Annotated in this window: 28 protein-coding genes; 15 read left to right on the top strand and 13 right to left on the bottom strand. The window is 68.1% G+C overall.

Annotated elements, in window-relative coordinates; genetic code table 11:
* Positions 1–67 precede the first annotated feature (67 nt).
* The 4 genes from BLU81_RS10380 to BLU81_RS10395 all read left to right on the top strand — a co-directional run bounded on the left by BLU81_RS10380 (position 68) and on the right by BLU81_RS10395 (position 2,223).
* A complete protein-coding gene (locus BLU81_RS10380) occupies positions 68–652 on the top strand; it encodes a TetR/AcrR family transcriptional regulator (protein ID WP_092543808.1) in 585 nt (194 codons plus the stop codon).
* Between the two features lie 143 nt (positions 653–795).
* Positions 796–1,470: a dienelactone hydrolase family protein gene (locus BLU81_RS10385; protein ID WP_092543810.1), complete on the top strand. Its 675-nt coding sequence runs from the start codon at positions 796–798 to the stop codon at positions 1,468–1,470.
* 160 nt (positions 1,471–1,630) lie between these two features.
* On the top strand, positions 1,631–1,810 hold the full coding sequence (locus BLU81_RS10390; protein ID WP_092543812.1) for a hypothetical protein: 180 nt from the start codon (positions 1,631–1,633) through the stop codon (positions 1,808–1,810).
* Positions 1,807–2,223 carry a hypothetical protein gene (locus BLU81_RS10395; protein ID WP_092543814.1) on the top strand — a complete coding sequence of 139 codons (417 nt, stop codon included), beginning with the start codon at positions 1,807–1,809 and terminating at the stop codon, positions 2,221–2,223. Before BLU81_RS10390 ends, BLU81_RS10395 begins: the two co-directional genes overlap by 4 nt.
* A 56-nt stretch (positions 2,224–2,279) precedes the next feature.
* Here BLU81_RS10395 and BLU81_RS10400 read toward each other — a convergent pair whose 3' ends face one another.
* Entirely contained in the window at positions 2,280–3,299 is a 1,020-nt protein-coding gene (locus BLU81_RS10400) for a DUF808 domain-containing protein (protein ID WP_092543816.1), read from the bottom strand.
* 104 nt (positions 3,300–3,403) lie between these two features.
* Here BLU81_RS10400 and BLU81_RS10405 point away from each other — a divergent pair, with 104 nt between their 5' ends.
* Positions 3,404–4,159, top strand: a complete 756-nt coding sequence (locus tag BLU81_RS10405) for a sulfite exporter TauE/SafE family protein (protein WP_092543818.1) — start codon at positions 3,404–3,406, stop codon at positions 4,157–4,159.
* Here BLU81_RS10405 and BLU81_RS10410 read toward each other — a convergent pair.
* Complete coding sequence (locus BLU81_RS10410; protein ID WP_092543820.1) at positions 4,152–4,967, bottom strand: SDR family NAD(P)-dependent oxidoreductase; 816 nt, start codon at positions 4,965–4,967, stop codon at positions 4,152–4,154. The genes BLU81_RS10405 and BLU81_RS10410 overlap by 8 nt on opposite strands.
* 126 nt (positions 4,968–5,093) lie before the next feature.
* Here BLU81_RS10410 and BLU81_RS10415 point away from each other — a divergent pair, with 126 nt between their 5' ends.
* Positions 5,094–5,627 carry a TetR/AcrR family transcriptional regulator gene (locus BLU81_RS10415; protein ID WP_092543822.1) on the top strand — a complete coding sequence of 178 codons (534 nt, stop codon included), beginning with the start codon at positions 5,094–5,096 and terminating at the stop codon, positions 5,625–5,627.
* On the opposite strand, the gene BLU81_RS10420 is transcribed toward BLU81_RS10415, so the two are convergent.
* Positions 5,624–6,094, bottom strand: coding sequence for a tetratricopeptide repeat protein (locus BLU81_RS10420; RefSeq protein WP_231954386.1), 471 nt, complete (start codon positions 6,092–6,094; stop codon positions 5,624–5,626). The genes BLU81_RS10415 and BLU81_RS10420 overlap by 4 nt on opposite strands.
* Positions 6,095–6,155: 61 nt before the next feature.
* Between BLU81_RS10420 and BLU81_RS10425 the strand changes: the two genes are divergently transcribed.
* Both BLU81_RS10425 and BLU81_RS10430 read left to right on the top strand, forming a co-directional pair.
* Complete coding sequence (locus tag BLU81_RS10425) at positions 6,156–7,142, top strand: helix-turn-helix domain-containing protein (protein WP_092543824.1); 987 nt, start codon at positions 6,156–6,158, stop codon at positions 7,140–7,142.
* 14 nt (positions 7,143–7,156) lie between these two features.
* Complete coding sequence (locus BLU81_RS10430; RefSeq protein WP_092543826.1) at positions 7,157–7,618, top strand: cupin domain-containing protein; 462 nt, start codon at positions 7,157–7,159, stop codon at positions 7,616–7,618.
* Positions 7,619–7,646: 28 nt separating this feature from the next.
* Here BLU81_RS10430 and BLU81_RS10435 read toward each other — a convergent pair whose 3' ends face one another.
* Entirely contained in the window at positions 7,647–8,450 is an 804-nt protein-coding gene (locus BLU81_RS10435; RefSeq protein ID WP_092543828.1) for an SDR family oxidoreductase, read from the bottom strand.
* Positions 8,447–8,806 (bottom strand): nuclear transport factor 2 family protein, encoded by a 360-nt coding sequence (locus BLU81_RS10440; RefSeq protein WP_092543830.1) that lies wholly within the window; start codon positions 8,804–8,806, stop codon positions 8,447–8,449. The genes BLU81_RS10435 and BLU81_RS10440 overlap by 4 nt, the downstream gene beginning before the upstream one ends.
* A 78-nt stretch (positions 8,807–8,884) precedes the next feature.
* On the opposite strand from BLU81_RS10440, the gene BLU81_RS10445 reads away from it, so the two are divergent.
* The 5 genes from BLU81_RS10445 (at position 8,885) to BLU81_RS10465 (ending at position 13,076) form a co-directional block, all read left to right on the top strand.
* Complete coding sequence (locus tag BLU81_RS10445; protein WP_092543832.1) at positions 8,885–9,679, top strand: MerR family transcriptional regulator; 795 nt, start codon at positions 8,885–8,887, stop codon at positions 9,677–9,679.
* Positions 9,680–9,946: 267 nt separating this feature from the next.
* Entirely contained in the window at positions 9,947–10,387 is a 441-nt protein-coding gene (locus BLU81_RS10450; RefSeq protein WP_092556883.1) for a VOC family protein, read from the top strand.
* A gap of 133 nt (positions 10,388–10,520) precedes the next feature.
* Complete coding sequence (locus tag BLU81_RS10455; protein ID WP_092543834.1) at positions 10,521–11,045, top strand: HAD domain-containing protein; 525 nt, start codon at positions 10,521–10,523, stop codon at positions 11,043–11,045.
* 205 nt (positions 11,046–11,250) lie between these two features.
* Positions 11,251–11,826, top strand: coding sequence for a helix-turn-helix domain-containing protein (locus BLU81_RS10460; RefSeq protein ID WP_092543836.1), 576 nt, complete (start codon positions 11,251–11,253; stop codon positions 11,824–11,826).
* 83 nt (positions 11,827–11,909) lie between these two features.
* The gene (locus BLU81_RS10465) at positions 11,910–13,076 is read left to right on the top strand and encodes an MFS transporter (protein WP_231954754.1); all 1,167 of its coding nucleotides are present in this window, start codon (positions 11,910–11,912) and stop codon (positions 13,074–13,076) included.
* Positions 13,077–13,191: 115 nt separating this feature from the next.
* Here the strand turns inward: BLU81_RS10465 and BLU81_RS10470 are convergent, their stop codons facing one another.
* From BLU81_RS10470 to BLU81_RS10485, 3 genes are all read right to left on the bottom strand, one after another.
* Positions 13,192–13,944: a class I SAM-dependent methyltransferase gene (locus tag BLU81_RS10470; RefSeq protein WP_092543840.1), complete on the bottom strand. Its 753-nt coding sequence runs from the start codon at positions 13,942–13,944 to the stop codon at positions 13,192–13,194.
* 145 nt (positions 13,945–14,089) lie between these two features.
* Positions 14,090–14,410, bottom strand: a complete 321-nt coding sequence (locus BLU81_RS52005) for an endonuclease domain-containing protein (protein WP_197686171.1) — start codon at positions 14,408–14,410, stop codon at positions 14,090–14,092.
* A gap of 194 nt (positions 14,411–14,604) precedes the next feature.
* A complete protein-coding gene (locus tag BLU81_RS10485) occupies positions 14,605–15,495 on the bottom strand; it encodes an NAD-dependent epimerase/dehydratase family protein (RefSeq protein WP_092543844.1) in 891 nt (296 codons plus the stop codon).
* Positions 15,496–15,639: 144 nt separating this feature from the next.
* On the opposite strand from BLU81_RS10485, the gene BLU81_RS49110 reads away from it, so the two are divergent.
* Entirely contained in the window at positions 15,640–16,110 is a 471-nt protein-coding gene (locus BLU81_RS49110) for a recombinase family protein (protein ID WP_269461025.1), read from the top strand.
* 180 nt (positions 16,111–16,290) lie between these two features.
* Here BLU81_RS49110 and BLU81_RS49530 read toward each other — a convergent pair whose 3' ends face one another.
* Positions 16,291–17,070 (bottom strand): carboxymuconolactone decarboxylase family protein, encoded by a 780-nt coding sequence (locus tag BLU81_RS49530; protein ID WP_197686172.1) that lies wholly within the window; start codon positions 17,068–17,070, stop codon positions 16,291–16,293.
* A 1-nt stretch (position 17,071) separates the two neighbouring features.
* Between BLU81_RS49530 and BLU81_RS10500 the strand changes: the two genes are divergently transcribed.
* A complete protein-coding gene (locus BLU81_RS10500; protein ID WP_092543850.1) occupies positions 17,072–17,959 on the top strand; it encodes a sigma-70 family RNA polymerase sigma factor in 888 nt (295 codons plus the stop codon).
* Positions 17,960–17,976: 17 nt separating this feature from the next.
* On the opposite strand, the gene BLU81_RS52010 is transcribed toward BLU81_RS10500, so the two are convergent.
* The 4 genes from BLU81_RS52010 to BLU81_RS10515 all read right to left on the bottom strand — a co-directional run bounded on the left by BLU81_RS52010 (position 17,977) and on the right by BLU81_RS10515 (position 19,974).
* The gene (locus BLU81_RS52010; protein WP_197686173.1) at positions 17,977–18,231 is read right to left on the bottom strand and encodes a GNAT family N-acetyltransferase; all 255 of its coding nucleotides are present in this window, start codon (positions 18,229–18,231) and stop codon (positions 17,977–17,979) included.
* Positions 18,232–18,510, bottom strand: a complete 279-nt coding sequence (locus tag BLU81_RS49540) for a hypothetical protein (RefSeq protein ID WP_197686174.1) — start codon at positions 18,508–18,510, stop codon at positions 18,232–18,234.
* Between the two features lie 229 nt (positions 18,511–18,739).
* The gene (locus BLU81_RS52015) at positions 18,740–18,994 is read right to left on the bottom strand and encodes a Tn3 family transposase (protein WP_092543852.1); all 255 of its coding nucleotides are present in this window, start codon (positions 18,992–18,994) and stop codon (positions 18,740–18,742) included.
* Positions 18,995–19,194: 200 nt separating this feature from the next.
* A complete protein-coding gene (locus BLU81_RS10515) occupies positions 19,195–19,974 on the bottom strand; it encodes a hypothetical protein (RefSeq protein WP_092543854.1) in 780 nt (259 codons plus the stop codon).
* Positions 19,975–20,010 lie beyond the last annotated feature (36 nt).

Here is a 20,010-nt window from a genome sequence, read left to right on the forward strand (position 1 = left end):
CGGGTTGGAGACTGGGCTCGGTGGGCGTACACAATGCTGGTCTTGATCTTTGAAAGGGGTTGTGCCGATGGGCAGGACAGCCGGGCGATCACCTGCGGACACCCGCCGGGCGCTGTTGGACGCGGCCGGCGAGGTCATCCGCAACCGGGGCGTCAACGCGTCCCTCGACGACATCGCCCGGCACGCCGGAGTGTCCAAAGGCGGGCTGCTCTACCATTTCGCCAGCAAGGACGAACTGATCCAGGAGTTGGTCCGCAGCCTGCTGGAAGCGTTCCGCGCCGACATCGACAGCCGCCTCGACCCGTCCGACGATGCCCCCGGGCGCCTCACCCGGGCCTACGTGCGCGCCCTGCTCGCCCCGTTGGACGACGAGGTGGCCGCCCGCAAATCGATCGCCCTGATCGCCCTGCTGACCACCATCCCCACGGTCGCCGCCCTGGTCACCGCCGACACCGACAAACTCAACGCCGAGTTGTACGCCGACGGCCTGCCCCGCGACGTGATGACCCTGGTGACCGCGGCCGCCGACGGCGTGTCCAGCGCACCGCTGTGGGGGGCGTCGGTACGCGGCCCGGAATTCCGCACCCTGGAACACCGGCTGATCCAGCTCACCCGCCAGCCGGACCTATGGGAGTCGATCCCCTGGTCCTGACTGTTCCGCCGGGCGTGCTACGTTTTCGGTCGCCGTGCATGGCTACTGACTGAGGAGGTGAGTTCGATCGAAACTGTGACCGACTCCCTCCCCCGCATGGCCTGAGGGAGCGCCCGCTGTAAAGCACGCGAAAGGCTCCTCTCATGCACGTCTTCTCTGTTGACGGTGTTCCGGCGGTGCTGTGGACTCCGGCTGGCGACGACCGTACCGGCGCAACGCCGTTGATCTTCATCGGGCACGGCGGTGGCCAGCACAAACAACATCCCGCCGTGCAGTACCGGGCCGAACGGTTCGTGGCGGCCGGGTTCGCCGTCGTGTCGGCTGACATTCCGAACCACGGTGACCGGGCACCCGACGAACGCCTGAACCAGCTCGCCGGCACCGTCGGGGACATCGCTCGTTTCCAGGCGCTCGCGGCTGAGCAGACCGTCCCCGAATGGCAGGCCGTCATCGACGCGGTCCATGCCCGGATCGGTGCCGGGCCGGTCGGCTACTGGGGGGTGTCGGCGGGCTGTGGGCTCGGTGTTCCGTTCGTGGCCGCCGACCCGCGGGTCCGGGCCGCGGTTCTGGGGCTCGGCGGGGCTTCGGCCAACGCCGCGGTCGCCGCGCGGATCACCGTGCCGGTCGAGTTCCTGATCCAGTGGGACGACGAGCGGGTGCCGCGGGAGCAAAGCCTGGCACTGTTCGACGCCCTCGGGTCAGTGGACAAGACACTGCACGCGAACCCGGGCGGACACAGCGATCGGCTTCCCGAACACGAACTGGACAGCCAGGTTCGCTTCTTCACCCGGCACCTGATACCGACAGAATCCCGCTGACAGCGCGACCGGTCGACGTCCACGCCTGGGGACGTCGACCGGTCCGGATCACCCGTCAGCCTGAACTACCGGAATCAATCCCCTGGTCCTGACCCGTGCCATCACCCAGACGGATTACTCGCCGCCTTTCGGGGTGCGCGATTTTCGCTAGCCTAGTCTCGTGACCGACGAAACCAACGAGCCTCATCTGCGCCCCAGCCAGAAGTTGGCGGCCCTGCTCGGCTTCCCCGAACCGGAGCCGTTCACCGAAGAGGAGCAACGGAGATACCGGGAGAAAGCCGATCGTGCGGATGCGCAGCTGCGGGCGATCATCGCCCGCAGGCACCGTGACGCCGCATGATCGGATCCACCCCGCCCCGAATTCTCGACGCGTCAGCTCTCCTCGATGTCTTCGCGGGCAATCGGGAGATCATGCAGATGCTCGACGATGTGGACGAGGACCAGCTGGCCGCTGTGGTGCCGACGCTCGCACTGGCTGAGGCACAGGCCGCTCTCGCCAGCAGCCGCTCACACTGGGAGTGGATCATGGGCCTGCGGAGCCTGCGATCGCTTCCTGTCACCGACGACGTGGCCTTCGCCATCGGTGACATCGCAGCACCTCGAATCCGATACCACCCGGTTCACACCGCACTCATCGGCCCGCTGATGATCGCCCAGGTCCTCTATGAGGCGAAACTGATGAATGCCGTGATCATGACCAGGGTGCCGGAGGCCTACGGCGGCCACGAGGTTTCGATCCACACGCTCGAATGAAAGACCGCGGCCCCGGATCCTGAATCGGATCCGGGGCCGCGGGCATGTCCGGGTCTTTACTTCTGGGGTGTCTCCGGCTCCTCGGCCACCGGTGCCGCCGGGGTCTCCTGAGCCTTCGGCGTCTCCGCCTCGGCCGCAGGCTTCTCGGTCTTGGCGTGGGACTTGCGGTGGAACGTGAACGTCATGACCAGCACGATCAGCGCTCCGACGATCAAGCCCGCGATGGCGCTGAGGATCGTGTTGACCAGCCAGCCGACCAGGCCGCCCAGCGCGCCCGTCGCGTGGTGGGCCGCCTCTTCGAGGTGATGCACCGCCCCGTACAGCGCGTGCAGACCCAGCTCGTCGGCGCCGACCAGCAGGATGTGGCCGCCGACCCACAGCATCGCCGCGGTGCCGATGACCGTCAGCACGGTCAGGACCTTCGGCATCGCCTTGACCAGGCCGCGGCCGAAACTCGCCACGCCCTTGTTGTCACCTTCGGCCAGACGCAGGCCGACGTCGTCCATCTTCACGATCAGGCCGACCGCGCCGTAGACCAGCACGGTCATCGCCACCGCCACGATCGCCAGGATGATCAGCCGGCTCAGGAACGGCTGGTCGACCACGTCGTTCAGCGAGATGACCATGATCTCGGCGGACAGGATCAGGTCGGTCCGGATCGCGCCGGAGACCAGTGTCTTCTCGTCCGGTTGTGCCTGCTTTTCTTCGTGCGCGCCGTGGCCGGAGACCTTCGCCCACACCTTCTCGGCGCCCTCGTAACACAGGTAGGCGCCACCGATCATCAGCAGCGGTGTCAGCGCCCACGGCAGGAACTGGCTGAGCAGCAGGATCACCGGCAGAATGATCAAGAACTTGTTCCGCAACGAGCCCAGGGCGATGCGCTTGACGATCGGAAGTTCACGTTCGGCCGCCAGGCCCCGCACGTACTGCGGGGTCACGGCCGCGTCGTCGATGACCACACCGGCCGCCTTCGAGCCGGCTTTGGCGGCCGCCAATCCGACGTCGTCGAGCGATGCCGCAGCGGCCCGCGCCAGAACCGCCACGTCATCCAGCAAGGCTGCGAGTCCAGCGCTCAAGGAGAGTTCCTCTCAGATTCGATGAAGCGTTTGTGCAACCTCATTCTCATCCAGCCTTACCCAATGCGCATGACCCCCCTCCACCGAAAGGGCGCGAATCACCGATGACACCCACGGAGGCCGCCCTCCTGCTCGGCGGCGGACTGATCGCCGGCACCGTCAACTCGATCGCCGGCGGCGGCTCCCTGATCACCTTTCCGCTGTTGGTCGGGATCGGTCTGCCCGGCGTCGCCGCCAACGTCAGCAACGCCCTGTCGGTGGCGCCCGGTTACGCCGCCGGGGCGGTAGGCAGCCGCCCTGACCTGGCCGGACAGGGCCGCCGACTGCTCAGCATGATCCCGGCGGCGGTCACCGGCACGCTGTGCGGCAGCAGTCTTTTGCTGTTCACGCCACGCTCGGTCTTCGACCTGGTCGTACCGTTCCTGCTTCTGCTGGCCGCCGCGATGATGGCGTTCCAGAACAGACTGCGGGCCCTGGCCGGGCACCCCAAGGACCATTCGCCGGGCAAGGCGGCGGTTCTGCTGCAGGTCGCGGTCTTCTCCTGCGGGTTGTACGGCGGGTACTTCAACGCTGCGATGGGCGTACTGCTGATCGCCGCCCTCGCTCTTGTCCTTGATGAGCCGCTGCGCCGGGTGAGCGCGCTGAAGAACGTATTCTCCGCCCTGGTCGGCGTCACCACGGTGCTGCTCTACAGCGTGTTCGGCCCGGTGAACTGGGCGGTCGTCGCGGTGCTCGCCCCGGCGACGATCATCGGTGGCTACTTCGGCGCGCGGCTGGCCCGCCGCCTGCCGTCCGAGGCCCTGCGCTGGACGATCGTGGTGTTCGCCCTGGTCGTCGCGGTGGTCCTGTTCGTCACCTGACGCCCATCGCGGTGGCCACCGTGACGGCTGTCTGCTCCGCTACCTGGTTGAGTGCCGTGACCGCGTCGAACTGGACGACCGGAGCGACGACGGTACGGCGGGGGCGCTCACCGTTCGGCGTCTCGACCAGGGTGACCACTGCGTCGACCACCTCGCGGGGGTCGCCGACGGGCTGGGTGGAGATCGCGGCCACGTAGGCGCCGAAGCTGGCGGCGTACGGGTCCGACTGGCCAAACGTGGCGTTGGCACCGATGTTGGTGGGGTAGGACGCGGCGTCCAGGATCACCGACTCCACCCCGAACGGCGCCAGCTCGTCGTGCCACGCCTCGGTCAGGGCGGCCAGTGCGGCTTTGCTCGCCGCGTACAGGCCACTGAACGGCACCGTCACCCGGCCCGCGATCGACCCGATCTGGATCAGCGCGCCACTGCCCTGGGCGCGCAGGTGTGGCAGGGCGGCCCGGTTCACCCGTACCGCGCCCAGGGCGTTGACGTTGAACTGGTCCTGCACCTGCTCGGCGGTGAACGCCTCGACCGGGCCGACGAAGATCCGGCCGGCGTTGTTGACGATCACGTCCAGCCGGCCCGCCCGGGTCAGGACCTCGGCGATCGCACGGTCGGCGGAGTCCTGGTCGGTGACGTCGAGCTCGACCACCCGTACCCCCGCCGCGGTCAGCTCCTGCGCCGCCTTCTCGTTGCGTCCTTGCACGTCACGGAAACCGGCGAAGACCTGATGTCCCCGCTCGGCCAGCGACTCCACCGTCGACCGGCCGAAGCCGGTGCTCGCCCCGGTCACCAGAACCACACTCATGACTGACCTCCACGACTAGAATCGGGGGCCTCCCCCGTTTCGGCCCGAAGGTTAACCGGAGTGGCACCCCGTTTGTCAAGCGGCTACGATCCGGCCAAGCCTTTCGACCGTGAACAGGAGACTTGGATGCGTTCGGACGCGCGCCGCAACTACGAGCGCATCCTGGTCGTGGCCTCCGCCGAAGTGGCCCTGACCGGCGCGGACGCCTCCCTGGAGAAGATCGCCCGCGACGCCGGAGTGGGCTCGGCCACCCTGCACCGCCACTTCCCGACCCGGCAGGCCCTGCTCGAAGCCGTCTTCCACGACCGTGTCGAAGTCCTCTGCGCACAGGCCCGCGACCTCACCGGCACCGCCGATCCCGGCCGGGCGCTGATCGGGTGGCTCCGCTCGGTGGCCGACTACGGCGCGACCACCCGCGGCCTGGCCGCCTCACTGCTGGCCTCCGGCGCCACGGTCACGGCGGACGGATGCGAGGCGATGCTGACCGACGCGGGCGGCACGCTACTGCGGCAGGCGCAGGCGGCCGGCGAGATCCGCCCGGACATCGCCATCATCGACCTGCTGACCATGGTCAACGCGGTGTCGCTGGCCACCCAGGACGGCACCGAAGCGGTCCGCCTGGTCAGTCTCGCCCTGGACGGCATTCACCCCACGAACTAAACCGGCAGATCATCGGCGTACGTGGTGACCGCCCGCCCGTACAACGGCAACGTCTTCGCCAGTGCCCGCAGCGCGACCTGCAACGCCTCGCCGGTCCGTCCACTGTCGTGCAGGGCCAGCGCCAGAAACGCCTGCGCGGCATCGCCGACGACCTCGTCCGGTTCCTGCTTCGCCAGCAGGTCGACGGCCTGCGCCGGTGCGCCGATGTTGCGCAGCGAACTTCCGAGCTGGACGATCGCCTGCTGCCGCCGCGGCGCACCCAGTCCCGCGTCCAGCGCCTGACGGTAGAGCGGAACCGCGTCGGCCTCCCGGCCGAGGAAGTCGTGCACCGACGCCCATTCGTAGAGAGCGTCCGCGTCCCCGCGCTCGTCGACGAGCACCCGCATCTCCTGCAGCATCGCCGCGGGCCGGGTGTCGTCCGCGGCGTCCCAGAAAGCGTCGACCCGCTGGTCCCATGACGTACTCACACGCGCCAGCGTCCCACACCGGCTCTCGCTGCCGCCTGTCGCCGTCGTTACCGTTGGCCGGATGATCGGCAACCTTGAGACGTTCCAGGACGAGCTGGCCGCCAGCGGGTTCCCGCCGCTGGTCAACAAGCTGGCCGGGGCCGGATTCCAGGGCCGGATCGCCACCCGTGACCTGGGGCCGCTGCGGCTGGTCTCCCTCGACACGCCCGAGAGCGTCTGTACCGGGCTCGCCGACGCTGCCGACGGCAGGAACCTGGCGGTCAAGGTGATGATCCGGGGCCGGACCCGGATCGAACAGGGGCGCGGCGACGCCGAACTCGGGCCGGCCGACCTGGTGCTGCTCGATCCCACGCGTGCGGTCCGGTTCGAGAGCACCGCCGCGGCGCACGTCACCGTGCTGGTTCCGCGCCGGGAGCTTCGGATCCGGCCCGCGCAGATCGACCGGCTCATCGGCAAACGCATCGACGGCAGGCACGGGCCGGGCGCTCTGGTCTCCGTGCTGGCCCGCGAATCGGCACGGTCGGCAAGCGAGTTCCGGTCGGCGACCGGGTTCCGGTCGGCCTCCGAGTTCCGTGAGGTGGAGGCGCTGCGGTCGGCGGCGGCCGTCATCGAGCTGATCGCGGTCGCACTGGAGGCCCGGCTGGGCGACGAACAACCGGCCCCGGACGAGTGGCTACGCAACCGGATCGCCGGCTACATCGAAGCCCGGCTGGCCGATCCCGATCTGTCCCCGCTGGGCATCGCAGCCGCCCATCACATCTCCGTCCGGCGGCTGCACAAGCTGTTCGAGGACCAGCCGCTCACCGTCGCGGCCCTGATCCGGCGCCGCCGCCTGGAACGCTGCCGGGCCGAGCTGACCGGAGGCGAACGTACGGTCACCGCCGTGGCCGCCCGGTGGGGGTTCTCCGATGCCACCCATTTCAGCAAGCTCTTCAAGACGACGTTCGGCTACACCGCCCGTGCACTGGTGACCAGCAACCGTGCGCTGACGACCAAGACACGCACGGCCCGCGCGGAACAGGATGGTGATGACCGAGACAGGCAATGACAAAGGGAGAAGTCGTGGCGAAGGTGAACATCGTCCGTCCTGGTGAGGGCGAGATCCTCGGCAGCGGGGCGCAGCAGATCCGGATCCTGGAGAACGGCGAGCACACCGAGCATCGGCTGGGGTTCGCCGAGGTCACCATTCCGCCGGGCACCCCGAGCCCGTTGCAGCACCGTCATGCCCAGCACGACGAGGGCTTCTACGTGCTGGCGGGAACGTTCCGGTTCACCGTCGGCGAGGACCACTACGACGCCGGGCCGGGCACCTGGGTCATCGTGCCGACCGGGGCGCCGCACACGTTCGCCAACGTCGGCGGCGTGAACGCGGTCATGCTGAACACGTTCACGCCGGACCTGTATGTGCAGTATTTCCGTGACTTCAAGGCCATGATCGATTCCGGGCAGCCGGTCAACGCCGAGACCATGAAGCCGCTGTGGAAGAACTACGCCACCGAGATCTCGAACGAATACGCCTCGTGAAGCGGACCCGGTCGTGCTTAACCGATGCTCAGACGGTCGGGACCGTTCCGCCGTCGATCACGTACTCGGCGCCCACGATGGCCGAGGCGCGGTCCGAGACCAGGAACCCGACCAGGTCGGCGATCTCCTCGGTGTTGGCGAACCGTCCCAGGGGAACGCCTCCGAGGGAGTCGTAGATGCTCTGCTTGGCTTGGTCGCGGCTGATCCCGTTGCCCTCGGCGATCCGGTCCACGAACCTCTCGTAGGCCTCCGTCTCGATCCCGCCGGGGCTGATCGCGTTGACACGGACACCGCGCGGGGCGAGCTCGTTGGCGAGCCCCTTGCTGTAGGTACGCAACGCGGCTTTCGCTGCCGCGTAGGCCAGGGACGCGTCGTACTGCGGAAGTTCACGCTGGATCGAGGTGAAGTGCAGCACGACCGCCGACCCGGACTCGATCATCGCCGGAAGGAGAGCTCGATCGAGTCGCACCGCTCCGAGGAGATTCAGGTTCAACTCGATCATCCACTGCTCGTCGGTGATGACCGCGAACCCGCCGGCCGGCGTCGAGGCACCTCCGACCACGTGCACCAGGACGTCCAGTGCACCGCCGGTCTCGGCGATCCGGTCGGCCACCACCTTCGCGCCCTCGACCGTCGAGGTGTCGGCCTCGATGAACCGGGCGGGGTGCTCGTACCCCTCGGGCATCGTCCGGGCCGTCACGTAGACGTCGGCGCCCATCTCCCGCAGTCTCTCGACGACGGCCTTGCCCGAGCCCTTCGATCCGCCCGTGACCAGCGCACGGCGTCCATCGAGGCGATCACGATCTGAAGTAGGTATTCTTTCTCTCCTCATTCGTGGTTGGCGATGACAAGTTCAGTGACGACGGACTCGCGGATCGTGAACCGGTAGTCGAGGTCGGCGCTGCCGCCCGGGAAAGTCCCCGTGAGCCGCAGGGTCACCACCCAGTGGTCGTCGTCGACGCGGGCGGCGCCGATCTGCTCGGTCGTGTACTCGAACTCGGCGCCGGCGTCCCGCAGGAACGCGTGGATCTGCTCCCGGCCGCGGAACGACTCACCCTGATCGACAGCCACCGCGTCCTCGGCGAAGAACGACGATGCCGTGTCGGCGTCGCGGACGACGTGAGCGGCGAGGAAACCGCGGACGGTGGCCGGGAGTGGATCGGACCGGAGGCCGTTGTGGTGTGTCATGAGCCCACCCTGTGGCCTCGCGGCACCGGAAGGTCAAGCGCTGGACCCTCCCCCTGGGGGAGCCTTCATACTGCGGAGGTGCTGACGATCGGGGAGTTCTCGCGCCTGACCCACCTGAGTGTGCGGACCCTGCGCCGATACCACGAAGGTGCCCTGCTGGAACCCGCCGTGGTGGACGAGACCTCCGGCTACCGCTACTACGCCGTCGAGCAGATCCCGACCGCCCAGGTCATCAACCGGCTCCGCGAACTCGACGTCCCCCGGGGCGACGTGCAGCGGATCCTGCGGTCCCCGGACCCCGGTGTCCGCGCGACCCTGGTCGCCGACCACCTGCAACGCCTGGAGGCTGAGCTCGATCGCACCCGTGCCGCGGTCGCGTCGCTGCGCCGCCTGCTCCGGCCCGACCCCGCACCGATCGCGGTGGAGCTTCGTGCCGAGCCCGCCCGCACGGTCGCGGCGGTCGCGGCTGTGGTCGACGTGGGCGAGGTCGACGCCTGGTTCGCGGGCGCCATGGCCGAGTTGGAGGTGGCCGTCGGCGACGCGGTGGCCGGTCCACCGGGTGGCACCTACGACAACTCCCTGTTCGAGCAGGGCCGCGGTCACGCTCTGGTCTATCTGCCGACGGCCGCGCCACCTCGTACCGGACGGGTGCACGCCGCGACCCTGCCCGCCGCGGAACTGGCAGTGGCCACCCACGTCGGCGAGCACGATGGCGTCGAGGTCACCTACGGCGAGCTCGGTACCTGGGTCGTCAAGAACGCGATGTCGGTGGCGGGACCCGTGCGTGAGGTCTACCTCGTCGGACCTCGCGACGCCAGCGATCCGGCCGCGTGGCGCACCGAGATCGGGTGGCCGGTGTTCCGAGTGACCTGAGCGGCCGGCCAGCGGCCTCGCCCGGTCGTCGATCCAACGCGCCAGGGCCGGCTCGGCCGCTCCGAGCGTTGGTGCCCGATGGGGCCGCGTGATTCTGACGGTCTCGCACGGCCCCATCCGGACGGGTCGACCTGGCCCCACCGGACAAGGTGCCCGCTCGAACAAAGACTCCGAAAGAAACTTGCGAAGATGTCGAGTACGGCCTGACGGCTCCGTCTTAGGGGTGGGATGCGGCCACCGTGGCCGTACAACTCTGAGGAGACCGGCATGACGATCCAGCGGATGGACAACGTCCTCATCGTGGTCGATGACCTTGACGCTGTTGTCTCGTTCTTCGTCAAACTTGGCATGGGGCTGGAGCGCAAGGGGCCGATCGAAGGACGGTGGGTGGAGCGGGTCATCGGGATCGACGACGTCCGGCAGGACATCGCCATGCTGCGGACCCCGGACGGCCACGGCCGCATCGAGCTGGCGATGTTCCACAGGCCGAAGGCGATCAGCGCCGAGCCGAAGAATGCACCGGCGAACACGCTGGGAATTCGGCGCATCATGTTCGCCGTCGACGACATCGAGGACGTCGTTGCCCGCCTGGGCACCCACGGTGCCGAACTCGTCGGTGAGCTGGCGCAGTACGAAGACAGGTATCGACTCTGCTACGTCCGCGGCCCCGAGGGCATCATCGTCGGACTGGCCGAACAGCTCAGCTGAAGCCGCCGAAGGACCCGGAACCGCAGTGGGGCCACGTGACCACGTCTCAGACCGGCGGGTGTTCGGTGTGACGGTGCGGGTGGGCCGGTTGACCCGTCGTGCTCGATGGTGGTGACACGGTAGATTGCCCGATGTGACCGCACGGCCGTTGATCTTTCTGGATGTCGACGGGCCGCTGATCCCGCTTCGTGAGCGTCAGGGTGCGCTGTCGGGGGCGCCGCCGGATCCGTCCGGGCATCCGCTGATCCACCGGCTCGATCCTGAGGTCGGCCGCCGGCTGCTGGCGCTGAACGGCACGCTCATGTGGGCGACGACCTGGATGGACGCCGCGAATGAGATCGTCGCGCCGCGGCTGGGGCTGCCGTACCTACCTGTCGTCCCGTTCCCCGACGACGAGTGGATTCCCGGTAACGGAGTCCACTGGAAGACCCTGACCCTCGCCCTGTGGGCTGACGGCCGCCCGTTCGTGTGGCTCGACGACGAACTCACCGACGCCGACGCGCGCTGGGTCGGCGACCACCATCCGGGGCCCGCCCTGTTACATCATGTCGACCCGTTCACCGGCTTGACCGGCGACGACTTCACCCACGTCGAGCGGTGGTTGTCGTACGTCGCCGACGGGCCCGCCACTCGGCGCCCGCAGGACGGCGAGGCGTAGAAGCAGGTAGGTGTCCGGTTGGCTAGCAGGGCGGCGGGCGGCTCGAACCGCCGGGTGAGCCGGTTTGCGGGCCGACTACTGCAGGAACGTCCGGACGTTGACGCTTTCTTCGGACCTTGGTTCCCCTACGGCTGCCAAGACGGGCCTCGCCGACAGATGCTAAAGATGTATTGCTAAAGATGTCTTTATAAAGCAGTCTGTTGGTATGGCTTCCGAAGAGCGCAAGACGATCGAACTGAACGACCCACTGGCCCTGCGCGCCTACGCGCACCCGCTGCGGCTGAGCCTGATCGGGATGCTGCGGCGCAACGGTCCGATGACCGCCACCCAGTGCGCCGCCGCTCTGGACGAGAACGTGCCGAACTGCTCCTTCCACCTGCGGCAGCTCGCGAAGTACGGGCTGGCCGAACGGGCACCCGCGGCCGACGGACGAGAGCGCCCGTGGCAGGCGACCGCGAGCAGCACGTCGTGGACCGACGACTCGGACGACCCGGAAACGCGAGTGGCGGCCGCCCAGCTGAGCGCCGCGATCCTGCGGCACCACGTCCGGCAGGCGGAGGCCTATCTCGCCGTCCGTGGCGAGGAGCCCGCCGAGTGGCGCGCGGCGGCCGGTTTCAGCGACGAGATGATCTACGTGACCGCCGAACAACTGGTCACGCTCTACGCGCAGGTCGAGGCGCTGCTGGCGCCGTACCGGGACAAGACCGCACGCGCCGACAAGTCCCGGCCGGTCTCCATCGTGCACATGGCGATCCCGGTGCCCGAGGACGGTGCGCCGTGACCGCCGAAGCCCAGCCGAAGCCCGCAACGGCGCTGCTTCGGGAACGGGTGTTCCGGCACTACTGGTCGGCGCACGTCGTGTCGATGGTCGGCGACCAGATCTCACTGATCGCGATCCCGCTGCTCGCCGTGCTGACGATCGGTGCCGGGGCGGCCGAGATGGGGTACCTGACCGCTGCCGCGCTACTGCCGAACCTCTTCCTCTCACTGCTCGCCGGAGCGTGGGTGGACCGGCGGGGCTACAAACGGAAGGTCATGATCGGCGCCGACCTGGGCCGGGCCGCACTACTGCTGGTGGTGCCGGTGCTGGCGTTCACCGGAGTGCTGAACCTCTGGCACCTGTGCGCACTGTCCTTCGCCATCGGCACGCTCACCGTCTTCTACGAGGTCGCCGACGGCAGCCTGTTCGCCGCGGTGGTCCGGCGGCCGGACTACATCGCCGCCAACTCGCTGACCAACGGTGCCCGGGCCATGTCGTTCGTGGCCGGGCCGAGCGTCGGCGGTGTCCTCGTGCAGGTGCTCACCGCCCCGTTCGCGCTGGTGGCCGACGTGCTGTCGTACCTGGGTTCGGCTCTGCTCCTGACCCGGATCGCCCCACCGGAGAGCCCCGGCTCCCCGTCCGGAAGCGGTGGCTGGGGAATCAGCTCCGGGCTGACGTTCATCGCCCGGTCCGCGGTGCTGCGACAGCTGCTGCTCGGCGTCACCGTGATCAACCTGTTCAACTACGTCTTCCACGCACTGCTGATCCTGTACGTCACCACCGTCCTGGGCCTCTCACCCGGGATGCTCGGCGCCGTGATCGGCATCGCCTCGATCGGCGGGCTGGTCGGCGCCGCGGTCACCGGCCCTCTCACCCGCCGTTTCGGCATCGGTCCGGTCGTGGTCCTGGGATACGTGGCGTTCCCGCTCCCGTTGATCCTGATCCCGCTCGCCGACGGCCCCCCACCGATGGTGATCGGCATGCTGCTCACCGCCGAGTTCTTCTCCGCCCTCGGCGTGATGATCCTCGACATCGGGGTCGGCTCACTGCAGACAGCAGCAACCCCGGTGTCCCGGCTCTCCCTGGTCAAGGGCGCACAGCGCACCGTCAACTACGGGGTACGACCGATCGGGGCACTGCTCGGCGGCTTCCTCGGCGAGCGGATCGGCGTGCACCCGGCCCTATGGATCGGCGCGGTCGGCGCACTGACCGGGGTGTTCTTCGTCCTGTTCTCACCGGTCCCCCGCATGCGCGAACTACCCGACGCCTGACCGGGCACCCTGTTCGACGGCGCGCATCGTGCGGATACCTCGGCCGGAGAATTCGCCGAACGACTGACCACCACATTGCGCCAGCGGACCTGCGACCTTCTCCGGCAACGCTGGATCACGCGGGCCCGCAGATGCAGAGCTGAAGCGGCGCATCCACGGCGAACGGCCGGCCGGACCAGTCACCGAAACGCTCGACGAGCCGAAGACCGCCGAGCGTGAGCAGCAGCGGCAACTCCTGCGGAAAGATGCTCCTGATCTCGAGCGGTGCGACGACGAAGTCCGGCTCGGCGTCCGTCGACAGGTGCCACGTCCCACGGGTGACTTGCGCGGGCGCATCGTAGATCTCCGCGACGTCGACGCTGACGCTTCCACGCTCAGGATCCAAGAACGACAACGACTGCCGGGTACGCCGTACGCCATCAGCCGCCGCGAGTAGCCGCACGCTCGGATTGAAGACGTCGAAGACGAACCGTGCACCGGGCGCCAGGTGCCGTCGAACCGACTGGAAGCAGCTCACCAGATCCGCGGCCTCATGCAGATGCAGTAGAGAATTGGCGGTGATGAACACGAAGTCGAACATGCGGCCCAGATCGAACGCCCGCATGTCGCCGTGCAGCCACTCCACCGCGACACCACGTTCGTCCGCCTTACGCTGAGCCTCAGCCAGCATGTCCGACGAGAAGTCCAGGCCGACACACGGATGCCCGCCGGCCGCGATGGGAATCAGCGTGCGCCCGGTGCCGCACCCGAGCTCCAGCACCCGCCCGCCTTGCTGCTCGGCCCCGGCCCGATAGAAGTCGACCGCAGCCTCGTCCCCCGGAAATATCAGGTCGTACAGCCGCGCGTGCGAGTAGAACGCTTCACTCATCGAGCACCCCTCCTGCCGGCCCGTCGCCGAAGGCTACTCGACAGGTCACGCCGAGCGTGACCGTCGTCGGGCATCGACCAGCAGACCTGCAACCTTTTCCGGCATCGCTAGGGCTTCACCTGGTGAGGGTCACCGTCTACTTGAATCAGCATTCCAGGTAGGCGGCTCCGGCTCGGAGAATCTCAGGTCGGTCTCGGGCCCGCTCGAGCATGCTGTTACAGCTCACGCACAACAGACCCCGAATCCCCTGCCGCTGGTGACAGTGATCCACCACTAACCGCACCGGCTCGGCGCTCGGCTTGCCGTCCAGCCGTTGCGGTGTCGGTGGTGTTGAAACACGACTTGATCGGCGGTACTCCGAGGAACCGGGCGAACTCCACGGCCAGCTTGCGGGGCGAGCCCTTCGACGGGGTGCGACGATCACCATCTCGGAGTGGTATTCGATGTGAGCCTCGTCGTAGGCCATCCACCCGGGCCTCGGGAGCAGCTCGAACTGGGTCGGCTCGGCATCGACGAACCGCCGCCAGCTCTGCAAGGTCGTGGGCGGATCCCGGCGGTCCCTCAACCCTGGCTCGGTCTCCGGTTCACCACACTGATTGCTTGGCGTCGTTCGATGTGTCGCCCGGTCCCGGCCGGACCTCGGTCCGTGGCAACGTCAGATCACACTAGCTGGGCAGATTCCGGCCCGTTTCCCCGTGTGCGCAGCATCTGATGAATTCCGTAGAGGGGCCGATATCCGAATGCTGTCGCGGCCGCGCTGGAGTCGTAGACCCGGTCGAGTGATTGGGGCAGCGGCCAGTGTCTGGCGTGGAACGCGGCGGCCACGTCGGGAAGCCGTTCAGCGATCACGCTCGCCGCGTCATGATGCAAGGCTGGGCAGTCCGCGCGGGTGAATGGGTATGGCCCGGCGATGTTGAAGGTGCCGGTCGTGGTGTCGCGCTCCGCGAGGCGTGTAATGGCCGCCGCGACGTCGGTCAGCCCGACAGCCCGGTGTAGCAGATGAGTGGCGAGCACGGGCGGCGGCTCCGGGAAGCAGCGGGCGATGCGCAAGACGGCCGAGGTAGCGGCAGCCGAGGCGATGAGGCGCTCGGCGGCCAGTTTCGTCTCGTCGTAGATGTCGCGGGGCCGTGGCTCCAAGCCCTCGTCGACCCATACGGCCTGGTCGGTGGGTATCAACGCGTGCCCGTAAACGCTGGTGCTGCTGATGTAGACGATGCGCCGAACGCCCACGCGCTCGGCTTCTTCGAGGAGCGCTTCGGTGGCGCCGACGTTGACGGCGTGGAATTCTCGGTCGTCGACCTGGCCGACATGCGGCGCGTGTAGTGCGGCGGCGTGGACCACGATGTGCGACTGTCGAAGTGCGGCTCGGCGTGCCTGCGGGTCTCGTAGATCGCCGATGACGCTGGTCCATCTGCCCGGGGCTCGATCGAATCCACGAACCGACCAGCCAGCTGTGGCAAGGGCCGCCGCAACCGCCGTGCCGACCAGCCCCGAGCTTCCCGTGACCGTCGCAACACCGTCCGGTGCTCTTTCGCGTCGTTGTTCGCGCACAGATCATTCTTACGGCAGGACACAGCACCCGTCGACCCGAGCCGTCATCGACCAGGACGCCGACAGCCTTCGCTGGTTCATCGTGACGGCATCGGCGCTGGGAGCCCGCCGCCAGCGAAGGTAGCCGGGCTCCCCGGTGGGGTAGTGCGGTCAGCCGGGCTCGGTGGGCGCAGGCGGCGTCATTGTTGGACTCTCCCGGGGGTCGGCGATCCGGGCGACACCCTCGTCGTGCTCGACCTGACCCGGCTGGGCCGCGACACCCGCGAGCTCCTCGCGATCGTCGAAGACGACCTGCACGCCAAGGGCCGCCACTTCCGCACCCTCGACGGCATCGTGCTCGACACCAGCGACGACATGTGCGGTGAACTGATCTTCACCGTGTTCGCCGCCATCGCCAAGTTCCAACGTCAGCAGATCGTCAAGGGCATCCGTGAGGGCCTCGACGCTGCCCGCGCTCGAGGCCGCGTCGGCGGCCGTCCTCGCGCCCTGACCTCCGAACAGATCGCCGACGCCCGCATCCTGCTCGGCGCCGGACAAACCCGAACCGCCGTCGCCGCCAAGCTGCGCGTCTCCCGATGGACACTCAGCCGCGCCCTCGACACCGCGCCCCGCTGACGCCCGCCACCGGGTGCCAACGCTTGACCGCAGCGGACAACCCCAGCCCCACGCGCGGATCGCGGCTAGAAGTGCGCAATCGATCTTGTCCCGCCGGTGTTCGTTTGTTGGCTTCTCAGTGAAGACGGATCTCAGGGTGAGGCGCGGTGCCGTGTCTCACCCTGAGATCCGTCTGGAGTGCTACTGCCTCCACTGCTGCGCCGGCGATACACCGGGCAGCGGCTTGCCGATGACGGCCAGTGGGATGAAAAAGCAGACCTGACCGATGGCCATGATCAGCGTGGTGAGGGCTTTGTCGTCGTAGTGCTGGCTCGCCCGGGCGTACAGGTCGTCACTGACGCGTTCGCAGGACGGGTTGGCAGTGAGGACGGCCTCGACCAGCGCCAGCGCGATACGTTCGCCGTCGGTGAGGCAAGCCGCCGCGCGCCAAGACGCTACCGCGGCGATGCGTTCCTCGGCTTCGCCGGCCTTGCGGAGGTTGCCGGTATGCAGGGTGGTCAGGTAGTCGTTGCCGACGATCTGACCGGCGCGGAGCTGAAGCATGCTGATGGTGGTCTGCGGCACGGAACCGTTGCCGGTGGCCCTGAACAAAGCGCCGCCGATCTCGCCCAGCTCGGGGACGAGTCGCATTGGGTTCGGCAGACGGGACTGGAGTTCCTGCATGGTGACGTTCCTTTCTGAAATCCGATGGTGTCGCACCGCTTTGACGGATCGGGCGCGGCGAAGGTGACCGCTTCGTGGCGCGTCTTCCGGCGATCCGGCTCCCGCCGCGGTGTACTCCCCGCGGACCTGGTCAAATCCCGGCGTGACACAGCCGTACACTTTCGGATGAGTCATGATCAGCAACCTCTCGCTCGGATGATCGCCGTCATGACAGATCCCGATCGGCGAAGGTGACCGGTCACCTTTCGAAAGCTGGCGCGTCAGCGATACGACGTAGTCGAGGAAGGGAACCTTCACCGTGACCGCCGACAACTTCTTGGCCGTGCAGTTTCAGGGCCATCGTCCCCATCTGAAAGCGGTCGCCCACCGCATGCTCGGCTCGCTCACCGACGCCGAAGACGCGGTACAGGAGGCATGGCTGCGCCTGGCCCGCACCGACGCTGACGACATCGACAACCTCGCCGGCTGGCTGACCACCGTGGTGAGCCGCGTGTGTCTGGACCTGCTCCGCGCACGCAAAGCCCGCCCCGAAGTGCCAATGGAAGATCGGCTACCGGATCCCGTGGTCAGCCGCGAAACCGGCACCGACCCGGAGCAGCAGGCGCTGCTGGCCGACTCGGTGGGACTCGCCCTGCTCGTGGTACTGGAGTCGCTGACCCCCGCCGAACGGCTGGCGTTCGTGCTGCACGACATGTTCGGCCTACCGTTCGAGGAGATCGCCCACATCGTCGACCGCACGCCCGTGGCAGCCAAGAAACTCGCCAGCCGCGCCCGCCAGCGGGTCCGCAGCGCGACTCCCAGCCCGGATCCTGATCTGGCCGGCCAGCGTCGCGTGGTGGACGCCTTCCTGACCGCCGCACGCGGCGGCGACTTCGACACGCTGCTGGCCATCCTCGATCCGGAAGTGGTGCTCCGCGCCGATGGCGGTGTACTCACCGACGGTATGAAGATCCTCCGTGGTGCTGCGGCCGTGGCTGGACAAGCGGCCACCTTCCAGCGCATGGCCACCGCCTCGCACACGCAACCGGCCCTCATCAACGGAATCACCGGCCTGGTCAACACCATCGACGGCCGACTGATCTCGGTGATGAGCTTCACCGTCACCGAAGGCAGGCTCGCCGCGATCGACATCCTGTCTGACCCCGATCGGCTCACCCAAATCGACCTTACTGGCCTGCAACCGTGACTCCTCGCCGTCTGTCCTTACCCTCCGCAAGATCCTTCTCCGCGCGTCGACTGCGCGGGAGCCCGTGGGGCGGTGAACGCACGGCACAACCGTCCGCCGCACCGCTCGATCGTCTTCACTGAGGCGGCGTTGTCAACGGCGCAGACTGCCAGCACCCGATCCACGCCTGTTCCACGCGCCTCGTCGAGGACCCGGCCCAACGCCCAACCGCCGAGCCCTCGCCGACGGGCGGACGGCCGAATGCCGTAACCGACGTGGCCGGCCCAGGACACTTAGTCGTCATCGCCGTCTCGCAACGCGATCCCGCCGAGCACCCGATCGCTTTCCACGATCCATCGGTACGTGCAGCGGTGTCTGCCGAGCTCGATCGTCCGGGCCGGATCCGCCTGCTCGGCCAGTCGCGCCAGCCAGGCAGCGAAGCCGGCCGGTGTGCGCACCTCGTCGGAGGAGCGCAGCCCGAACCCGTCCTCGTGCGGGCCGGGGCCCCACTCGGCATGAGCCTCCAGCCAGGCACCGCGCAGACGAACCGTAGGCACGATCAACTCAGGCACGCGACGACCATAGCCGCCGCCCATACACCGACATCCTCGGCGGGGATACGAACAGTAACGACAGCGACGGCGCGCACGAACGGCTAACTGTGCGTGCATCCGGAGCCACTGCCCCTCACCTCGGCAAACACCGAACAGCCGCCGAGATTGGAGGCCGCACCAGATAGAGATCAATCCCTTGTCGTTGCCTTTTTCGCTGGAAACTACGGCTGGGCCGAGCGCTGGGCCTTCATCCGCGCTCACTCCTCGTCGGGGTCGGCGTTGCCTGCGTCCCGCAGCGGTCGTCGCCCGATACCTTCGGCCAGCTGCAGCGGTTGGAACGAGTAGTGGCCGTGCAGTTGAGGTGGGCGTACCAGTAGGGGTGGACGCGCAGCACGTCCTCGTCGAGCACCGGGTAGCCGGATTCGCGCAGCGTGGCCAGGATGCGGTCCAGATAGACGGTGTTCCATAGAGCGACGCAGTTGACGACGAGGCTGGAGATTATCTGGAGTTGTCAAGGGTATCGGCCGGTCAATCGCTCAAATGTGTCACAGGCACGTTCGGCACGTACTCGTCTTACCTCTGCGTATCGATCCGCTGGGCCAAGAGCCTCACGCGGATGTAGCCGTCGGTGCTGAGGACGCGGGGCGAAGACGGCATCACCTGGCAACGGCTGGTTGAGCTGCTCCGCGAACTCACCTCTGGCTAGACGCTCGTGCTATACGCGACGGACGTGGCCGGGGTCGTGTCGGTGCAGCCGCTGCGCCCGCACACACATGCGTAGGGAAAGGCCGGAAGGGGCGCGCCGATATGCTGCTCGTGCGCCACGATCTGACGATGGACGACGTCGTTTTCATGGCGTCGTCGTGACGACAGTTCCCGCCCTGGCCGAAGCCGCGCGAATGGCGCCGCGGCGGTGTTGATGGCCTCGCGCACCGCTGCCACGACATCATCCCAATCGACGTCGGTCGGGACCTCGACGACGGCGCGGCCCGCATCTGAGGCCGCTGATCGAAGTCGCGCGCCGATCAGTTGGTCCCGTTCGACCAGGGCTTCTACCCGAAGGCGGGCTGCGTCGTCTCCTTCCACCAGTCGTTGGCGTCGAGCCATGCGCGTGCGCTCAGCGGTGGTGATCAGCCAGATCGCGCCGATGGGTGACCACGTCGCCGCCGCCCGCGGGTGGAGTTGCGGCCCCTCTACGAGCGTCGGCACCCTTGCGACCTGAGCAGTTCGGACGTCGTCCATCACGGTGGGCAGCCTCAGCGCCGACGTGCGTTCGAAGTCGTCCGCCGCGGCCACCGCGCCCAGGGCGAGCACGTCATCGAGTGGAGGGCCGAGGGCGCCGAGGCGCTGGAGGTGGTCGTAGGTGTAGGCGTCTATCGGGTGCAGGGCGAAGTCAAGCTCGCGAGCGAGTTGGCGGACTGTCGTCGACTTTCCAGATCCCGGTGTGCCACCGACCCAGAACATCGGCATGCTCGTCACCATTCGCGCCATGCTGCCAGACGACGATCAGGCGCTGGC

It is taken from the genome of Actinoplanes derwentensis (assembly GCF_900104725.1).
GTDB lineage: Bacteria > Actinomycetota > Actinomycetes > Mycobacteriales > Micromonosporaceae > Actinoplanes > Actinoplanes derwentensis.

Coding starts and splice junctions, on each gene's coding strand:
- BLU81_RS10380 (WP_092543808.1), top strand. CDS start 68: ATGGGCAGGACAGCCGGGCGATCACCTGCGGACACCCGCCGGGCGCTG.
- BLU81_RS10385 (WP_092543810.1), top strand. CDS start 796: ATGCACGTCTTCTCTGTTGACGGTGTTCCGGCGGTGCTGTGGACTCCG.
- BLU81_RS10395 (WP_092543814.1), top strand. CDS start 1,807: ATGATCGGATCCACCCCGCCCCGAATTCTCGACGCGTCAGCTCTCCTC.
- BLU81_RS10405 (WP_092543818.1), top strand. CDS start 3,404: ATGACACCCACGGAGGCCGCCCTCCTGCTCGGCGGCGGACTGATCGCC.
- BLU81_RS10410 (WP_092543820.1), bottom strand. CDS start 4,967: ATGAGTGTGGTTCTGGTGACCGGGGCGAGCACCGGCTTCGGCCGGTCG.
- BLU81_RS10415 (WP_092543822.1), top strand. CDS start 5,094: ATGCGTTCGGACGCGCGCCGCAACTACGAGCGCATCCTGGTCGTGGCC.
- BLU81_RS10425 (WP_092543824.1), top strand. CDS start 6,156: ATGATCGGCAACCTTGAGACGTTCCAGGACGAGCTGGCCGCCAGCGGG.
- BLU81_RS10435 (WP_092543828.1), bottom strand. CDS start 8,450: ATGAGGAGAGAAAGAATACCTACTTCAGATCGTGATCGCCTCGATGGA.
- BLU81_RS10440 (WP_092543830.1), bottom strand. CDS start 8,806: ATGACACACCACAACGGCCTCCGGTCCGATCCACTCCCGGCCACCGTC.
- BLU81_RS10450 (WP_092556883.1), top strand. CDS start 9,947: ATGACGATCCAGCGGATGGACAACGTCCTCATCGTGGTCGATGACCTT.
- BLU81_RS10460 (WP_092543836.1), top strand. CDS start 11,251: ATGGCTTCCGAAGAGCGCAAGACGATCGAACTGAACGACCCACTGGCC.
- BLU81_RS10465 (WP_231954754.1), top strand. CDS start 11,910: ATGGTCGGCGACCAGATCTCACTGATCGCGATCCCGCTGCTCGCCGTG.
- BLU81_RS10470 (WP_092543840.1), bottom strand. CDS start 13,944: ATGAGTGAAGCGTTCTACTCGCACGCGCGGCTGTACGACCTGATATTT.
- BLU81_RS52005 (WP_197686171.1), bottom strand. CDS start 14,410: ATGGCCTACGACGAGGCTCACATCGAATACCACTCCGAGATGGTGATC.
- BLU81_RS10515 (WP_092543854.1), bottom strand. CDS start 19,974: ATGGTGACGAGCATGCCGATGTTCTGGGTCGGTGGCACACCGGGATCT.